Raw genomic sequence first — 18,244 nt, forward strand, 5'->3', positions numbered from 1 at the left:
ATTTGACACTTTATGAATAGGATGAACAGGCTCTAATAAATACAGTAATTAAGATATTTGAAAAAAGGAGAGAGAAATTTTGGATTTAATTTTAAGATTAGCTGAGGAGTTTAAGTTAAAAAAATTTCAAGTGGAGAACACAGTAAAGCTTATAGATGAGGGAAATACAATACCTTTTATAGCAAGGTATAGAAAAGAGCAAACAGGTGAATTAAGTGATGTTGTATTAAGAGACTTGTTCGAAAGACTTACATATTTAAGGAATCTTGAAAGCAGACAAAATGAAGTAATTCGTCTAATAGAAGAGCAAGGAAAACTAACAGATGAATTGAAAAAGGAAATATTATCTGCTGAAACACTTCAGAGAATAGATGATTTATATAGACCATATAGACCAAAGAGAAGGACAAGAGCAATAATCGCTAAGGAAAAGGGTTTAGAACCTCTAGCTGATATTATATTATCTCAAACCATTAATCAAGGAAGCCTAGATGAAATAGGATCTCCATACATAGATTCAGAAAAAGAAGTAAATACCATAGAAGAGGCTTTCCAAGGTGCTATGGATATAATAGCAGAAATAATATCTGATAATGCTGAGTTCAGAGATATAATTAGAAAAATAGTTTTTGACAAAGGAATAGTTGTCACAACTGCGTCAGATGAGAAGACTGACTCTGTATATGAAATGTATTATGACTATAAGGAACCTGTTAAAGCAATTGCAAATCATAGGATATTAGCAATAAACAGAGGCGAAAAAGAAAAGTTTTTAAGAGTTAAGATAGACAGTCCAGATGATGAAATAATAGATATATTAAAGTCAAAGGTATTGACCAATGAAAAAGCAATAACAACACAGTACTTGATTTCAGGTATTGAAGATGGATATAAAAGGCTTATTTCACCTTCTATTGAAAGAGAAATAAGAAATACACTTACTGAAAGAGCAGAGGAGCAGGCTATTAAGGTATTTGGAATCAACCTAAAGCCTCTACTAATGCAACCACCTGTAAAAGGTAAGGTTGTTATGGGCTTTGACCCTGCATACAGAACTGGATGTAAAATTGCAATAGTAGATGAAACAGGTAAGCTTTTAGATTATACAACTGTTTATCCGACAGAACCTCAGAATAAAGTAGAAGAAACTAAAAAGGAGTTAATAGACCTTATCAAAAAATATAATGTAGATATTATCGCTATTGGGAATGGCACTGCTTCTAGAGAATCAGAGACCATAGTAGCAGATATGCTGAGGGACCTTGACAGAAAGGTGTATTATACTATAGTTAGCGAAGCAGGAGCATCTGTATATTCTGCATCTAAGATAGCAAATGAAGAATATCCTGATATAAATGTATCTATAAGGGGAGCTATTTCCATAGGCAAAAGACTTCAAGACCCTCTTGCGGAGTTAGTAAAAATTGACCCCAAAAGTGTTGGTGTGGGACAATACCAGCATGATTTGAATCAAGGAAAACTAGATGAAACTCTAAAAGGCGTTGTGGAAGACTGTGTAAATAGTGTAGGAGTTGATTTAAATACGGCTTCTGTATCACTGCTTAGCTATGTTTCAGGTATTACATCAAGTGTTGCAAAGAATATAGTTAGTTATAGAGAAGAAATGGGTAAATTCACCAATAGAAAAGAACTTCTGAAAGTAAAAAGGCTAGGAGATGCTACATTTGTACAATGTGCAGGTTTTTTAAGAATATCTGATGGGGATAATCCTCTTGATAATACAGCTGTTCACCCAGAATCCTATGATGTAGCATTTAAGCTTATTGAAAAATTGGGATTCTCTAAAGATGATATTAAAACAGGAAAATTTAAGGAAATAGACTCAATGATAAATGAAAAAAATATTATAAGGCTTGCTGAAGAACTTCAAATAGGAGTTCCGACCCTGAGAGATATTGTTAAAGAATTAAAAAAGCCAGGCAGGGACCCTAGAGAAGATATGCCAAAGCCAATCTTTAGGACTGATGTATTAAAGATAGAAGACTTAAAACCCGATATGATACTGACAGGAACGGTAAGAAATGTAGTAGATTTTGGAGCATTTGTAGATATAGGAGTTAAGCAAGACGGTTTAGTCCATATTTCTCATTTATCTAATAAGTTTGTAAAGAACCCAATGGAAGTAGTCTCAGTAGGAGACATTGTAAATGTAAGGATACTTGATGTGGACATTGAAAAGGGAAGAATATCCCTCAGCATGAAGGAAGTCTAGGCATTATATTGCTAGAAACAATCTATCATGCTAAGTTAAGCTAATTTATCTCTCTTGGAGAAATTCCGCTATGTCTGGAATGATTGTTAAGATACTATAGTTATACTCTAGGAGAAATATGGAGGATAGAAAAGTGGATAGAATTCAATTACATAAAATAAATGAGAGATTGGAGTTTATAAACGAGCTAATTCTAGATGTAGCATATAGGCAGAGCAATGAAGAGGTGTTAGATACAGCATTGAAAAAAATTATGGAGATGCTCCAGATAGATTATGGATATGTAGTCAGCTACACTGAAATTGATAAAACAATAAGAAATGTTGAAATACAGTGCAATCTACCAGATGGTTTTTTAGAAGAAGTAATAAACTATAGATTTGAAAATATTTTAGTGAGAGACTCCATAAGAGATTCCATGAAAAAAGAGGTTTCAATAGTATCAAAAGAAGATCTTAGTACTCCATATCAAAAGTATATAAGTAAAAAATATGGATTTGAGACTATGATAATTGTGCCTATAGGATTTAACGATGTTTTTTCAACTATATTAATGCTATTATTTTTGCGTAAAGAAAAAGATAATATTCTAGAGTATGTACCACTTCTAGAGACTATAGGAAATACTCTTTGGGTACTATTACACAAACAAAAGATATATAGGGAATATCAAAACAATATCATTAGAACAGAAAAGCTCAAAGTTTTAGGAGAATTAGCAGGGGGAATAGCCCATGATTTTAATAATTTATTGACTACAATCCTAGGATTTTCTCAAATTGTACTAACACGAGAACTAAGCGAAGATATAAGAACATTTATTGATATAATATATAAGTCAGCTATTGACGGGAAGAGGATAGTGGAAAGAATACAAAGCTTTAATCGTAAGCAATTAGGTAGAAGCAAAGAAGTGCATCTTATAAACCTAATAGTTGAAAGTGGAATAGAGATGGCTAGACCTAGGTGGAAGCACTTCTATGAAACACATGGTAATAATCTTATTATAATTAAGGAGCTTAAATCTAATAGCAAAATATATTGCGTAGAGCATGAAATAAGAGAAGTAATTATAAACTTATTATCAAATGCTATGGATGCAATGGAACAGGGTGGTACTCTTACTATTAAGACTTATGATGAAGATGATAAAGTAGTAATTGAAATAAGTGACACAGGCCCAGGTATTTCGGATGAGGTCAGAGAACAAATTTTCGAACCTTTTTATAGTACTAAGGGGGTAAATGGTACAGGTTTAGGTCTTAGTATTGTAAGAGACATCATAAATGCCCATGAGGGAAATATCAAGCTTAAAAGTGAGATAGGTAAAGGTTCCACATTTAAATTATACTTTAATAAATACATAGAAAAGGAAGATGCTCTTATATCATTTGATTCAGATACTGACATCAACCTAAACTTAGACAAAGAAGTTAATATTCTAGTTGTAGACGATATACCACAGGTTGGAAATACGGTGGTGGAGATGTTAAAAACTATTGGCCTACATGCTGATATAGAAACTGAAAGCACAAAAGTAATACATAGGTTATTACAAAAAAAATATGATATAATTGTATGTGATTTAGCTATGCCTGAGTTGAATGGTATAAGCTTGAGCCAACAAGTAAAAGAAAAATATTCTAATATTAAATTTATGATACTAACTGGTTGGCCTGAAAGATTAAAAAAGGAAGACCATAACAGCATAGATCTAATATTGAGAAAGCCAATTACTATGGAGGAATTAGCCCAAGCTATTAAAAATATATTATAAGCTGTAACGGGGAATTCATTTATCCTAGGGACTTACATGAAAACATTTATTTTGTTTTATAAGACTAGTGTAACAATAGTTTAGCGATAGTTTATTATTGTTTAACTATCTTTAGCTACTGTTTAACTATAGTTCAATATATTAACAAGGGGGAATTTTGATGCTATTAATTAAGAATGCCAGAATCTATACAATGACGGAAAACGGAGTAATAGAAAATGGGAGTATTTTAGTAGAGGATGGAAAGATAAAAGAGGTAGGCAGGGATATAGTTGCTCCACTTGATGCAGAGATAATTGATGTAGAAGGTAGATTAGTTACACCAGGCTTTATAGATGCACATTGCCATTTAGGAATGTGGGAAGATGGAATAGGATTTGAAGGTAGTGATGGAAATGAATTTGTTGATCCAGTTACACCACACCTAAGAGCCATAGATGGAATAAATCCAATGGATGTTACATTTAAAGAAGCTAGAGAAGGTGGAGTTACATGTGTAGCTACAGGTCCAGGTAGTGCAAATGTAGTAGGAGGACAGTTTGTTGCTATAAAGACTTATGGAGATAGAATAGATGATATGATAGTAAAAGAACCATTGGCTATGAAAATTGCCTTTGGAGAAAATCCGAAAAGAGTATACGATGGCCAAAAGAAATCTCCAGTTACTAGGATGGCTACTGCTGCCATACTTAGAGATACACTTTCTAAGGCTAAAAGATATGTAGAGAAACTGGAAAAATCAAAGGATGACCCGTCCAAAGCTCCGGAATTTGATATGAAAATGGAAGCAATGGCAAAGGTTATTAGAAAGGAACTTCCACTAAAAGCTCATGCTCATAGAGCTGATGACATATTTACAGCTATAAGAATAGCAAAGGAATTTGATATAGATATTACTCTAGAACACTGTACAGAAGGACATTTAATAGCTACTCATCTTGCAAATGAAGGGAAACCAGCTATAGTAGGACCTACTCTTTCTGACAGGTCAAAATTTGAACTTAGAAACCTTACATTTGATACTCCTAAGGTGCTACATGATGCAGGAGTTAAAATAGCCATAATGACAGATTCACCTGTAATACCACTACAGTACCTTCCAATCTGTGCAGGTTTAGCAGTTAGAGCAGGATTAGATGAAATGGAAGCATTCAAAGCCATTACAATCAATCCAGCTGAAATATTAGGAATACAAGATAGAGTTGGAAGCATAGAAGTAGGCAAAGATGCAGATATAGTAATATTTGATGGAAATCCATTAACAGATTTAGGCTGTAAGACTCATTCTGTATTTATTGATGGAAAGAGAATAAAATAGATTATGACGAAAAAAGCGGAGAAGTTTCTCTGCTTTTTGTATTGTGTAGAAATTGAACGAAAACTAAAGGGATGGTGGAGTAGAAAACAAAAGATTTTTGGAGAAGTTAGTTTTCTAATCATTATTGACAATATAATACTATTATGAGATAATTAAATTGTTAAAAATATAATATTAAAATCTTCAGGGCAGGGTGTAATTCCCGACCGGCGGTATAGTCCGCGAGCTGCTAATGCAGTTGACTTGGTGAGATTCCAAGACCGACAGTAAAGTCTGGATGAGAGAAGGTTTTGCTAATATCCATTTACATAATGTATTTCGAATTTTTTCGAAGCTGACAGTGATTAACGGATATAGATTAGCTTATCAAGCCCTGATGTTATTCTTCAGGGCTTTTTTATGACTTAACCCGATTGTTTCGGATGCTTTTCCGAAAGAATCGTAGGTAGGTCAAACGCACCGAGCACCAAATTTATGGAGGGTAGTTGATCGAATAAATTTGTGTTGCTGACTGTGAATACCAATTGCTCTGAAGGAAAATTATGATTTGGAGGGATGGTATAATGTTAATGGTAAAAGGACAAATTAACACAAGGACAATGGTAAAAACAGCAGTACTATCAGTTTTAGCATTTTTAATAATGTACTTTGAAATGCCTTTATGGTTTACACCACCTTTTTTAAAGGTAGACTTAAGTGATATTCCAGCATTAATAGGTGCATTTGCATTAGGTCCAATAGCAGGAGTAGTTATTGAGTTAATTAAGAATATTTTAAATTTAGCAATTGAAGGTACTACAACAGCAGCAGTAGGAGAACTTGCAAACTTTTTTGTAGGAAGTATATTCGTTTTTGTTGCAGGATTTATTTATCAAAAGTATAAATCATTTAAGAGTGCTATATCAGGTATGATAGTTGCAACCATAGCTATGACACTTGTAGCTTCAGTTCTAAACTATTATTTCCTTATACCTTTCTATGCAAAGTTATTTGGAGTATCAGTAGACAAATACGTAGAGATGGGGGCACAGGTAAACAGATTTGTCACAGACTATAAAAGTTTTATATTGTGCGGTATATTACCTTTTAATTTCGTAAAAGGAGTTATGGTATCGCTTATAACAATACCACTATATAAAAGAGTATCACCAATATTACACAGATAATTAATATTTTAGTAGTCTTTAATCATCCTGCAGATACAGGGTGATTTTTTTATATACTTGTATATCCATCTTAAACTGGATATAATAGTTTTGTAACCCATAGGAAAGTCTTAAATTTCCTTTATTATTAACTTTTTGCAAAATGGGTTTCAATAAGACTTCCTCAGTTTATTAGAGTTTCATAGAAGTTTTTATTAGATAAAAAGGAAGGATGAAGCAATTGCTTAAAATAAATATAAATAACATAACAGAAACAGAAAAAGTCGGCTACATACTTGGTAAACTTCTAACAGGTGGCGAAGTAATATGCATGACAGGTGATTTAGGTGCAGGTAAGACTACTATGACTCAGTCTATAGCAAAAGGCTTAGATGTAGATGACTATGTAACCAGCCCTACATTTACTATAATAAATGAATACCAGGGCAGATGCCCGTTATATCATTTTGACGTCTACAGAATTAACGATGTAGATGAAATGTATGATTTAGGATATGAAGAGTACTTTTATTCAGATGGAGTATCTATTATAGAATGGGCAGACATAATTAAAGAAATACTCCCTAAGGAAAGACTGAATATTGAAATCAATAAAAAAGATAATATAGATAATAGAGAGATAATTATATATGGAAATGGAGAAAAATATATAAATATCATTAAATTACTTTCAGAGAAAATATAATACGATTATTGATAGATAAAGGAGCTGAAAAAATGAAAGTTTTAGCCATAGATACATCCAGCGTGTCTGCAACATGTGCAATAATAGATGACGATAGGCTATTAGTGGAGTACACTCTCAATCATAAGCTAACTCATTCACAGAAAATAATGCCTATGATAAAAGAAGTACTTAGTAGCTTAAGTTTAAAACCTGAAGACATAGATATATTTGCAGTTGCAAAGGGACCAGGCTCATTTACTGGACTAAGAATAGGAGTAGCTACAGTAAATGGACTAGCCCAATCAGTAAACAAAAAAGTAATAGGAGTACCTACACTTGATGCACTTGCCTTTAATTTACCATATTGTGAAGGAATAGTAGTTCCTATAATGGATGCTAGAAGGGATAGAGTATTTACAGGAATATATAAATGGACTAATGGGAATTTACATATAATCAAAGAGCAAGCAGCTTTAGAGGTTAAAGAACTTATAGATATATTAAAAGAAAGACCAGAAAAAATAGTCCTTGTAGGAGATGGAACTCTTGTTTATAGAGATGTATTTTCAGAAGCATTAGGAGAAAAGGCTATATTTGCTCCAAGAAGTGCAAATATGGCAAGAGCTTCTTCAGTGGCTGAGCTTGCAATGGCTAAAGCTTTACAAGGAAAGGTAGAGAGCTACTTTGAACTAGTTCCTGACTATTTAAGAGAATCCCAAGCTCAAAGAGAATACAATGAAAAACATAATATAGCCGGTGACAATAATGAGTGATGTAATAATTAGAGAGATGACTGAAAAAGATATAGACCAAGTGCTAGAAATTGAAAAAGAAGCCTTTGAAACACCTTGGTCCAGAGAAGCATTTGTATTAGAATTAGTGAAAAATCAATTAGCAAAATATATAGTAGCTGAGAAGGATGATAAAATTGTAGGATATGGTGGACTGTGGCTCATACTTGATGAAGGACATATAACTAACATAGCCGTAAGTTCACTTTATAGAGGACAAGGTATAGGTAACTTGCTTATTGAAAGGTTAATAGAGATATGCGAGGAAAGAGGAATAAACAACATGACTTTAGAAGTGAGAAAGTCAAACTTAGTAGCTCAATCATTATATAAAAAGTATGATTTTATAGACTGTGGAATTAGAAAAGGCTACTATACAGATACAAAAGAAGATGCAGTTATTATGTGGAGGATAGGTGAAGCAAGGGGACGGAGTTAGTGCTTCGCTCTTGTTTGTTAAATTTGTAGCTAAAATAATGAAATTATATATAATTATTATAATTATAGTTGAAGTATATTTAGTAAAAGTTTAGTCTAATATGATTAAGTAATATTTTTCTAGGAGGGAAAGACATGAAGAAAAAAACTATAGGAATAGTCATAGCAGCTATATTAGGTTTAGCTGTAATAACTGCTGGAGTGATGAAGGCAAAAAATACAGAAAAGGTTGCCAGTACATATGTATCAGTAGTGGAAGTAGAAGTAGAAAAGGATTTTGATTCAACCTTGATTACTGAAGGAACTTTGAAATCCAAGGAGCAAAGAAATGTGGTTTCAGATCTTCCTTATGTGATACAGGAAGTAGTATTTAAAGAAGGTGACAAAGTATCAGAAGGAGACATATTATTAAAGCTTGATGTAAAAGATTTAGAGTATAAAATAGAAACTGCTGAACTAAGTCTCGAAATGGAAAGACAAAGGCTCAAAAATCTAGAAAGACAACTTAGTGAATCAAGTAATACATTAGAGATTGAGAAAAATCTTGAAAATGCTAGATTAGCCTATGAAAATGCTCAAACTAAGTACGAAAACTCTAAAACTCTATATGATGCAGGAGCCGTAAGTAAGGAAATGCTAGATTCTGATGAAGCTAATATGATTACTGCAAAAAACAACTATGAGTTAGCACAAAAGCAAATAGAAGAAGCTCAAAATAAAGAAGACTTAAAATCTAATATAGATATTCAGAGAAAAAATGTAGAGATTCAAGAAATATCTCTAAAGTCTCAAAAGGAAGCATTGGAGCAGTCAATTATTAAAAGTCCTATATCAGGAACTATAGTGCAAGCAAATGCCCGTGTAGGAATACCTGCTACATCTGCAGCACCACTTTTTGTTATAGAGGACACAGATAATCTAGAAATAGAAGTTGGTATAGGGGAGTATGACATAAGCGAAATACAAATAGGACAAAAGGTAAAGGTTACAGGAGAAGCCTTTAAGGACAGAGAAATAAATGGAGTAGTATCTTTTATAGCACCATCTGCAACTATAGTATCTACTGGAACTGGAAAAGAAACACAAGTTATTGTTAAAATAGATATACCTAATGCTGATAATTATCTAAGACCAGGATTTACAGCTAATGTAGCTATTAATACAGCATATAAAAAAGAAGCATTAGTTTTACCTTATGAAACAGTATATGAGAAGAAGGATGGAACAAAGGTAGTATTTAAAGTTGAAGATAATAAGATAAAGGAAATTCCTATCTCTATAGGAATTCAAGGTGACCTAAAGCAAGAAGTAATTTCACCAGATATTAAGCTAGGGGATAAGATAGTTACAAATCCTACTGAAAAACTTTATGATGGTTTAGAGGTTTCAATTTTAAATAGTATAGGTGAGCAGAAATGATAAAGATAGAAAACTTAGGAAAGATATATGATACTGGCAAGATATCCGTAGAGGCGCTTAAAGGTATAAACCTTGAAGTAAAAGAAAATGAATTTGTTTCCATAATGGGAACTTCAGGTTCAGGAAAATCTACTCTAATGAATATATTAGGCTGTTTAGATAGACCTACATCAGGGAGATATTCTTTAGATGGAGTAGCAGTAGAAAAATTAAATGAAGCGGAACTTGCAACAATTAGAAATAAGAAAATAGGTTTTGTCTTTCAATCCTTTAATCTGCTGCCTCGTACTTCTGCATTAAAAAATGTTGAACTTCCAATGACTTATGCTGGGATACCTAAAAAGGAAAGAAGATTAAAAGCCTTAGAAGTATTAGAAAAGGTAGGATTAGGAGAAAGAGTAGGTCATTTACCAAATGAGCTTTCTGGTGGTCAAAAGCAAAGGGTAGCTATTGCAAGAGCCTTAGTCAATAACCCTGCAATACTGCTTGCTGATGAACCTACAGGAAATCTTGACACCAAATCTGGTGAAGAGATTATGGCAATATTCCAGCAGCTTAATAGGGAAGGAGTTACCATAATATTAGTAACCCATGAGCCTGAAATTGCTCAGCATACCAAAAGAATAGTACTATTTAGGGATGGATGTATAATAGATGATAGAGAAGTAGAAAATCAAGTTATTATAAAGCCACAGTCAGTAAGTGAGTAATATAGAGGTGATAGGATGAATTTTTTAGAGAGTATAGGCTCTGCGTTATCTAGTCTTTGGGCTAATAAAATGCGTACTTTTTTGACTATGCTTGGAATTATCATAGGAATAGCTTCAGTTATAACAATAGTATCATTAGGTCAAGGAAGCCAGGCTCAGATAGGGAATGAGTTTGAAAAAATGGGTGCAAATTTAGTAGCTATTTATACAAACTGGGAAGAAGATCTAAATAGAAATGATTACTTTAATGATGAGGATTTAAAGACAGTTAAGAGAGTATTTGGAGATAGGATAACAGGGGTTTCTGTTGTTCTTGGAACTAGTGGTACAGCTTCTAAAGGTAGAAACAATGGCTCTGTAAGCTTATATGGTGTTAGTGAAGATTATAATAAAATGACACCAGTAGATATTATTAGTGGAAGATTTTTATTAGAATCTGATATAAAGGCTGGAAGAAAGGTTGCTATAATAGATGAAAGACTGGCAGACAAATTATTTAAGAGAAAAGATGTATTAGGAGAGAACTTAATAGTAGATACTGGCTACTCTAAGATTTCTTTAACTATTATAGGTATTTATGAGACTCCTAGTGGGACTCTTGAAAATCTTGCACAGCAGCTTATGGGAGATAATACTAACATTTATGTTCCATATACTATGATGAGGAGTTTAGGATATGGCGATATATATAGCCAGTTCCAACTGAACGTGGTAGATAGTAAAGAAATAGATGAAGTAAGTAAAGAAGTAATCAATGTGCTAGAAAGAAGACATAGAGTCGTTGGTAAAAACTACTATCTATATCAGAGTGCACAGCAGCAGATGGATATGATGAATAATGTGCTTGGTATGGTAGCTAGTGTTATTGGAGCTATAGCAGCTATATCTCTTTTAGTCGGAGGAATAGGAGTTATGAACATAATGCTTGTATCAGTTACAGAAAGGACTAGGGAGATAGGTATAAGAAAGTCCATTGGTGCTACAAGGAAGGATATACTAGTACAATTCTTAGTAGAAGCTATGATTGTATCGGGAACTGGTGGGCTAATAGGGACAGTTTTAGGACTTACAATACAGGGCATAATTTCTATGTCAATAGGAATACCGCCATCTGCTTCCTTAGGCACTATATTAATAGCTGTACTATTCTCAGCAGCAGTAGGTATATTTTTTGGGATATACCCTGCGAACAAGGCAGCAAAGCTTGATCCAATAGAAGCTTTGAGGTATGAATAATATGAGAGGGGTGTTAAAATGGAAGAAAATATTAACCAAAATCAAAGTGCAGTAAAACCTTTTAGCTGGTGGGAAAGACTAAAATATGTTTTCATAAGTCCAAGTAAGGCCTTTGAAAACATAAAGGAACATCCAAGGGTATTGTTTCCTATGCTTATAATACTAATTGGTATGCTAGCTATAACGGTACCGAGGCTTAATATGATGAAGGAGCTTTTGAGAGATACCTATATACAGCAATATGCACAAAGTGGAGTGGAAGTTACAGAAGGGTTTATTGATAACATGGTAATGGGTGGTATTGTTGGTGCTATTGTTGGACCCATCATTGGTGCAGTAGTTGTATGGCTAGTAAAAAGCGCACTAATAAATGCATTTTCTGGCTTTGTAAATGGGACTGGAACATTTAAACAAGCACTTTCAGTAATTACATATTCTTATTTCCCAGTTTTTTTAGGAAATATTATAATTACTATAATATTGTTGATTACTAAGCAAAGTAATATTATTACATCCTTAGCAGTTTTTCTTCCTGATTCCCAGGCAGGTACATTTTTATACGCTATATTAGCAAACCTAGATATATTTGTTATTTGGTATCAGATACTTGCTATTATAGGTATATCAAAAGTGTATTCTATTAGCAAGAAAAGCTCTTCTATACTAGTTCTGGGTACATGGTTTATATATATATTGATTATCTCTGGATTAGGGTCATTAGGAGCTATGGCTTTAGGAATAGCTTAAGATTTTTAAAAATTAACAATTTGATTTTATAAACACAGGTTTTTTGATCTGTGTTTATTTTTTTGGCTGCGAGTAGATTTGATAAAAAATATAATATCTACAAATAATAAAATAAGTTATAAAATAAGTTACAAAAAACAAATGGAGGGATATGAATGGCAAGCAAGGAACAATTGAGAAGAGTTGCAGAAAAATGTAGTGAGCATAGATATACATCAGATGATAATAGGTTAATGTCTTCAACAAATCCATCTGGATATGTAACAAAAAGCTGTGAAAACTGTATTCATTTCACAAAAGATCATAAATGCGACCTAGATTTAACTGATGAGATTTTGGTAAATATGGCTATGGAAATGGATTATGATGAGTGGAAATAAGACATAGTTTAGAACTACCAGATGAATACATGAAAAGCTGGGTCAAACTACCCAGCTTAAACTAATCTAGTATTGAATTTCATCATGCTCATTATTTTCCTGTTCCATTACATAACCTTCATTAAAGAATTTATCTTGTACTGCCATCATGAGAGCATAGTCCCCATAGCTTATGCCTTTTAACATACCATCAGGCATTATATTAGCAGAAGAAAGTTTCCAATAAAAAGGTCTTCTATTATTAGCCACGACATCACTCCTAAGGAAATTTTTTTATCCTTATGAAATTCAGCCTATGGATAAATTTTTATAGACTATTAAGTCTATAACTATATTTTCTGTTAATCATGAAGATAATATTTAGACAATATTTAGAATAAAAATGTCTTCATTCAATTTTAAAAATAATTAATTACAGTCATTCTGAGGAAAAATAGTTCAGTGTAAAGCTATATATGAGATTAAGAAAATGAAATATGGTAATATGGTTTTTATGAGGATATAATATATGATATAGTATCATAAAGGTTATGTCCTGTGTCAGTCGGGACGTAATTAAAGAGATTGTGTTATAGAGTTAGATTATTCACTTAAATTCAGGGTAACAACGGTATGGTTTGGAGGAAATGAAATGAAAGAAGCAAAAAAAGACATAATCACATTAGCCATTGAAACATCTTGTGATGAAACTGCTGCGGCAGTTTTAAAAAATGGCAGATATGTACTATCAAATGTTATATCTTCACAGATAGAAATACATAAAAAGTTTGGAGGAGTAGTACCAGAGGTGGCTTCAAGAAAGCATATAGAGAATATAAATGTAATCATACAAAATGCATTAGATGATGCAAAAATAACTCTAGATGATGTGGATAATATAGGTGTAACCTATGGACCAGGTCTTGTAGGAGCTCTTTTAGTAGGTATATCTACTGCAAAGGCCCTTGCTTTCGGTAAAAATATACCTCTGGTTCCGGTAAATCACATAGAAGGTCATATTTATGCTAACTTCATAGAATATACTGAGTTAGAGCCACCTTTTGTATGTCTTATAGTATCTGGTGGACATACTCATTTAGTATATATGAAGGACTACGGGGAATATGAACTTCTTGGCAGAACTAGAGATGATGCAGCAGGAGAAGCATTTGATAAAATAGCTAGAGCATTAGGACTAGGATATCCTGGAGGCCCACTTATAGATAAGCTTGCTGCCATAGGCAATAAGCATGCAGTGGAGTTTCCAAGAGTATATCTTGAAGAAGGCAGCTATGATTTTAGTTTTAGTGGTCTTAAGTCTGCTGTGCTTAACTATCTAAATACTGTAAAGCAAAAAGGAGAAGATATATCAGTAGAGGACGTGGCAGCCAGTTTTCAACAATCTGTAATAGAAGTGCTGACAGAAAAAGCAATAAGTGCTGCGAAACAGATGCATTCAAATACTATAGTAGTGGCAGGTGGAGTAGCTGCCAATCAAGGGCTTAGAGATATGTTGACTGAAAGAGGAAAGAAGGAAGGATTAAATATTAAATTTCCTTCTAGGATTTTATGTACAGATAATGCAGCTATGATAGGCTGTTCGGCCTATTATAACTTTATAAAAGGAAATATAGCAAGTCTTGATTTAAATGCAGTGCCTAATTTGAGGCTAGAGGATAAGATAGTTTAGGGATTATTAAGGCATTTCTTCTGTGACTAGATTATTTGACAGAACATATAGAAGATAATAAGTTGCATATTAAAACGGCTTAGGTTTTACATTATGTTTATTATATTATGTAAATTAGATTCTCTAATTTTTGACATAATTAGTCACAAAATTATTCACAACTTGTCCACATTGTTATAGATATAAATTTAGGTTTTCTGTGGATAATGTGGAAACAGTATTATGAAGTACGTATAATATTGCATAATAATGTGGATAACCTTGTGGATTATGTGAATAATATGTGGATTAAATGGGAAAAATAAAATTCTTTGTTATTAAGTTGGGATAATATAGTATAATATCTAATTTTATGTGTTTACATAATCCGACAAAGTAATGTATCAATAACAAGTTTTTACAAATATAAGAGAATTATTGCATAATATGTCTAATAGAATTCTTATTGAACCTCTTAAGGACAATATTGACACCGATAAAAAACATCAATAGTATATATGAAATCGATGATATATAAAGGATAGCAATAGAAGTAACAAGTTATATAAATGGCGAATACCTATTATTCAGATATAACTTATATCTGAATAATAGGTATTCATTTAATCTTTTAACTAACATACTTAAATCTATATGTTCTTATAATTAGTCTAATTTTTCTTCTTCAGATATTTCTTCAGTCAATACAACCCATTCATCATACAGCTTATCTAGTTCGTCCTTAAGCTTGAGGATTTCTTGATGAATACTTTGACTTTTTTCATGGTCAGAATATACACTGGGGTCACACATTTCATTTTCTAGCTCATGAATCTTATTTTCATGCTCTGATATGTTTTTTTCCAAGCTTTTTATTATTTCTCTTTGCTTTTTCTCAAGAAGCTTTTTATCTTTTTCCTTTTTCTTTTCAGCCTTAAGCTGAGTTTTTGTTTTTTGTACTTCATTATCTTCATCATCATAAATAGGGGCATTCTTTTTTTCTAGATAATATGAATAATTACCTAGATATTCAGAGATACCTGCACTAGATAGGTCTAGTATTTTATTTGCCACTTTGTTTAAGAAGTATCTATCATGTGATATTACTAGAAGAGTTCCATCATAGTTTTGTAGAGCATCTTCTAGGACCTCTTTAGAATCTATGTCTAGGTGATTTGTAGGCTCATCCATCAGGAGCAGATTTGCTTTTGACATCATAAGCTTAATAAGTGCCACTCTGCTTTTTTCTCCACCACTTAACTCTGATATTTCCTTAAAAATATCATCACCAAAGAATAGAAACTGGGCTAGAAGAGATCTTATTTGGTAGTGGTCTAATGATGGATTTTCATCCCATATTTCATCAACAAGGGTTTTTTCATCATTAAGATTAGATTGCTCCTGATCGAAATACCCTATATTTACATGGTGACCGAGTTCAATTTTGCCATCACTAATAGGGACTTTACCCATGACCATTTTGAAAAGAGTTGTCTTTCCAACACCATTAGGACCAATAAGTCCTACTTTTTCTCCTCTGTATATCTTAAAATTCACATTGCTAAACAGCTTATGGTCACCAAAGTATTTACTTAGATTTTCTACAGATATAACATCATTTCCGCTCTTTATTTTTGGCTCAAATTTAATTTTAGACTTTTTATTCTCACCAAGAGGAGTCTCAATTCTCTTCATTTTATCAAGCATTTTTTGCCTGCTTTGAGCTTGCCTAATGTATCTTTGACCACCGTAGGACATAAATCTTCTAATGATTTCTTCCTGTCTAGAAATCTCCTTTTGTTGTTCCTCATATTTTTTTTCTAAAAGTTCTAGCTCATCTTTTCTTTTTTTCATAAAGGTAGTATAATTTCCACTATATATTTTAAGTTGAGTGTTTTCCAAATAAAATATTTTAGATACAGTATTGTCAAGAAAGTACCTATCATGTGATATTATTATTGCTGCACCCTTATATTCTTTAATGTATCTTTCTAGCCAGTCTATAGCTTGTATGTCAAGATGGTTAGTGGGCTCGTCTAAAAGTAGAATATCAGGCTTGCTTAGAAGTAGCTTTGCAAGCATAACTCTCGCCTTTTGGCCACCACTTAAATGAGATATGGGCATATAAAATTGCTCTTCACTAAAGCCTAATCCCTTTAGAGTACCTTTAATTTCACTTTTAAAACCATATCCATTTTTGTTTTGAAACTCTTCCATAAGATGGGCATATTCATCCATTAATGAATCTAATAAATTAGACCCTTGTTTTTGTCCTTCAATACTAATACTATTTTCAAGCTCTCTTAATCTATTTTCCATTTTTATTAAAGGTATAAATACTTCCATAACCTCATCAAAAATGGATTTATCGCTTTCTATTTGTGTATGCTGTTCAAGATAGCCTATTTTACAATCCTTTGATACATATATTTCACCTGAATCCATAGAAGTTTTTCCACATAGAATATTAAATAAAGTTGACTTGCCAGCACCATTAAGGCCAACAAGACCAATCTTTTCATTATCATTAAGTGAAAAAGTGATTTTATCCAGTATTGTATCTACTACATAGCTTTTAGATATATTGCTGCATGATAAAACTATCACTTTGTTTCCTCCTTGCCTTATCTAATAATTATAATTTTATCAAAAAACGTTTAAAAATGAAACAATAGGGTATGATTTTTAAATAGATAAGATACAATAGAGCTAAGAGGTTTACATTATTGATATGCAAGGAAGTGTTAGCATTATAAAATTGACAGTAAATTAACTGGGTGGTATAATAGCTTAAACATTTCCTTTGTGAGAAAATCTTGATTAGAGTAGGTGGATAATTTTTATGGAGAGAGAAAATAAAGTTTCTATGGCAGTCATAAGAAGACTTCCTAAATACTACAGATACTTAGGAGAACTATTAGAAAAAGATATAAATAGAATATCATCTCAAGAATTAAGTAATATAACTGGTTTTACAGCTTCCCAAATTAGGCAGGATTTAAATAATTTTGGTGGTTTTGGGCAACAAGGTTATGGTTATAATGTTGAAGAATTGCATAAGCAGCTTGGAAAAATCTTGGGATTAGATAGAACCTATAAAGCAGTTATAGTAGGTGCAGGGAACTTAGGTCAAGCAGTAGCAAACTATAGAGGATTCGAAGATGCTGGTTTCAGGCTTTTAGCATTATTTGATAAAAACCCTAAACTAATAGGGCTAAAGATTAGAGATATTGAAATACATGATGTTGACATGCTTGAAGACTTTATTACTGATAATAAAGTCGAAATAGGAATCATAACTACACCAAAGGAACAGGCTCAGTGGGTAGCGGATATATTTGTAAAAAGCAATATAAAGGGCATATGGAATTTTGCTCCTACTGATTTAAAGATTCCTGAAGATGTTGTCGTTGAAAATGTTCATTTAAACGAAAGCTTGTTTATCTTATCATATATGTACAAAGAAGTGAATAATAAGTAAAAGTGTCCCAGTACTGGACACAGTATAAAGTTATAGTATACAAAACAGACTACATTCTAGAATATAGTCTGTTTTTTTGTTGTATTGTTCTTAGATAAAGTAAATTACTTGTCGATTTTTTAAATAGATAATAAAATATAATTGAATCATTTTTAGGTTTGTTATCAATTTAACGTAGTTGATAATTTAATACATTATAACCAATATGTAAGCTTGTAAAATACCTGTTTATT

At 32.4% G+C, this 18,244-nt stretch carries 16 protein-coding genes and 1 riboswitch; of the genes, 14 read left to right on the forward strand and 2 right to left on the reverse strand.

The window, feature by feature from the left end; translation table 11 throughout:
• The first annotated feature begins 76 nt into the window (after positions 1-76).
• The 12 genes from DW1_RS01710 (at position 77) to DW1_RS01765 (ending at position 12,882) form a co-directional block, all read left to right on the forward strand.
• Positions 77-2,233 (forward strand): Tex family protein, encoded by a 2,157-nt coding sequence (locus DW1_RS01710; RefSeq protein WP_074348909.1) that lies wholly within the window; start codon positions 77-79, stop codon positions 2,231-2,233.
• A 133-nt stretch (positions 2,234-2,366) separates the two neighbouring features.
• Positions 2,367-4,010 (forward strand): ATP-binding protein, encoded by a 1,644-nt coding sequence (locus tag DW1_RS01715; RefSeq protein WP_159433532.1) that lies wholly within the window; start codon positions 2,367-2,369, stop codon positions 4,008-4,010.
• A gap of 160 nt (positions 4,011-4,170) precedes the next feature.
• Positions 4,171-5,328, forward strand: coding sequence for an amidohydrolase (locus DW1_RS01720; protein ID WP_074348911.1), 1,158 nt, complete (start codon positions 4,171-4,173; stop codon positions 5,326-5,328).
• 175 nt (positions 5,329-5,503) lie between these two features.
• Positions 5,504-5,621: riboswitch (FMN riboswitch) on the forward strand.
• 270 nt (positions 5,622-5,891) lie between these two features.
• Positions 5,892-6,494 carry an ECF transporter S component gene (locus tag DW1_RS01725; RefSeq protein ID WP_083605467.1) on the forward strand — a complete coding sequence of 201 codons (603 nt, stop codon included), beginning with the start codon at positions 5,892-5,894 and terminating at the stop codon, positions 6,492-6,494.
• 220 nt (positions 6,495-6,714) lie between these two features.
• Positions 6,715-7,179, forward strand: a complete 465-nt coding sequence (tsaE, locus tag DW1_RS01730; RefSeq protein WP_200800451.1) for a tRNA (adenosine(37)-N6)-threonylcarbamoyltransferase complex ATPase subunit type 1 TsaE — start codon at positions 6,715-6,717, stop codon at positions 7,177-7,179.
• 32 nt (positions 7,180-7,211) lie between these two features.
• Entirely contained in the window at positions 7,212-7,934 is a 723-nt protein-coding gene (gene tsaB / locus DW1_RS01735) for a tRNA (adenosine(37)-N6)-threonylcarbamoyltransferase complex dimerization subunit type 1 TsaB (protein ID WP_074348913.1), read from the forward strand.
• Positions 7,927-8,391, forward strand: a complete 465-nt coding sequence (gene rimI, locus DW1_RS01740; RefSeq protein WP_074348914.1) for a ribosomal protein S18-alanine N-acetyltransferase — start codon at positions 7,927-7,929, stop codon at positions 8,389-8,391. Before tsaB ends, rimI begins: the two co-directional genes overlap by 8 nt.
• Before the next feature lie 134 nt (positions 8,392-8,525).
• Positions 8,526-9,809, forward strand: coding sequence for an efflux RND transporter periplasmic adaptor subunit (locus DW1_RS01745; RefSeq protein ID WP_074348915.1), 1,284 nt, complete (start codon positions 8,526-8,528; stop codon positions 9,807-9,809).
• Positions 9,806-10,519, forward strand: coding sequence for an ABC transporter ATP-binding protein (locus tag DW1_RS01750; protein ID WP_074348916.1), 714 nt, complete (start codon positions 9,806-9,808; stop codon positions 10,517-10,519). The genes DW1_RS01745 and DW1_RS01750 overlap by 4 nt, the downstream gene beginning before the upstream one ends.
• Positions 10,520-10,534: 15 nt before the next feature.
• A complete protein-coding gene (locus DW1_RS01755; protein ID WP_074348917.1) occupies positions 10,535-11,755 on the forward strand; it encodes an ABC transporter permease in 1,221 nt (406 codons plus the stop codon).
• 18 nt (positions 11,756-11,773) lie between these two features.
• Positions 11,774-12,502 carry a Yip1 family protein gene (locus DW1_RS01760; protein WP_074348918.1) on the forward strand — a complete coding sequence of 243 codons (729 nt, stop codon included), beginning with the start codon at positions 11,774-11,776 and terminating at the stop codon, positions 12,500-12,502.
• Between the two features lie 155 nt (positions 12,503-12,657).
• Positions 12,658-12,882, forward strand: coding sequence for a hypothetical protein (locus DW1_RS01765; RefSeq protein ID WP_074348919.1), 225 nt, complete (start codon positions 12,658-12,660; stop codon positions 12,880-12,882).
• A gap of 66 nt (positions 12,883-12,948) precedes the next feature.
• Here DW1_RS01765 and DW1_RS01770 read toward each other — a convergent pair whose 3' ends face one another.
• Entirely contained in the window at positions 12,949-13,131 is a 183-nt protein-coding gene (locus DW1_RS01770) for a hypothetical protein (protein WP_074348920.1), read from the reverse strand.
• Positions 13,132-13,513: 382 nt separating this feature from the next.
• Between DW1_RS01770 and tsaD the strand changes: the two genes are divergently transcribed.
• Positions 13,514-14,551 (forward strand): tRNA (adenosine(37)-N6)-threonylcarbamoyltransferase complex transferase subunit TsaD, encoded by a 1,038-nt coding sequence (gene tsaD, locus DW1_RS01775; protein ID WP_074348921.1) that lies wholly within the window; start codon positions 13,514-13,516, stop codon positions 14,549-14,551.
• A 645-nt stretch (positions 14,552-15,196) separates the two neighbouring features.
• Here the strand turns inward: tsaD and abc-f are convergent.
• A complete protein-coding gene (abc-f, locus tag DW1_RS01780) occupies positions 15,197-17,137 on the reverse strand; it encodes a ribosomal protection-like ABC-F family protein (protein WP_074348922.1) in 1,941 nt (646 codons plus the stop codon).
• A 235-nt stretch (positions 17,138-17,372) separates the two neighbouring features.
• Between abc-f and DW1_RS01785 the strand changes: the two genes are divergently transcribed.
• Entirely contained in the window at positions 17,373-18,011 is a 639-nt protein-coding gene (locus tag DW1_RS01785) for a redox-sensing transcriptional repressor Rex (protein ID WP_074348923.1), read from the forward strand.
• Positions 18,012-18,244 lie beyond the last annotated feature (233 nt).

It is taken from the genome of Proteiniborus sp. DW1, from assembly GCF_900095305.1.
Taxonomy (GTDB): Bacteria; Bacillota; Clostridia; order Tissierellales; family Proteiniboraceae; genus Proteiniborus.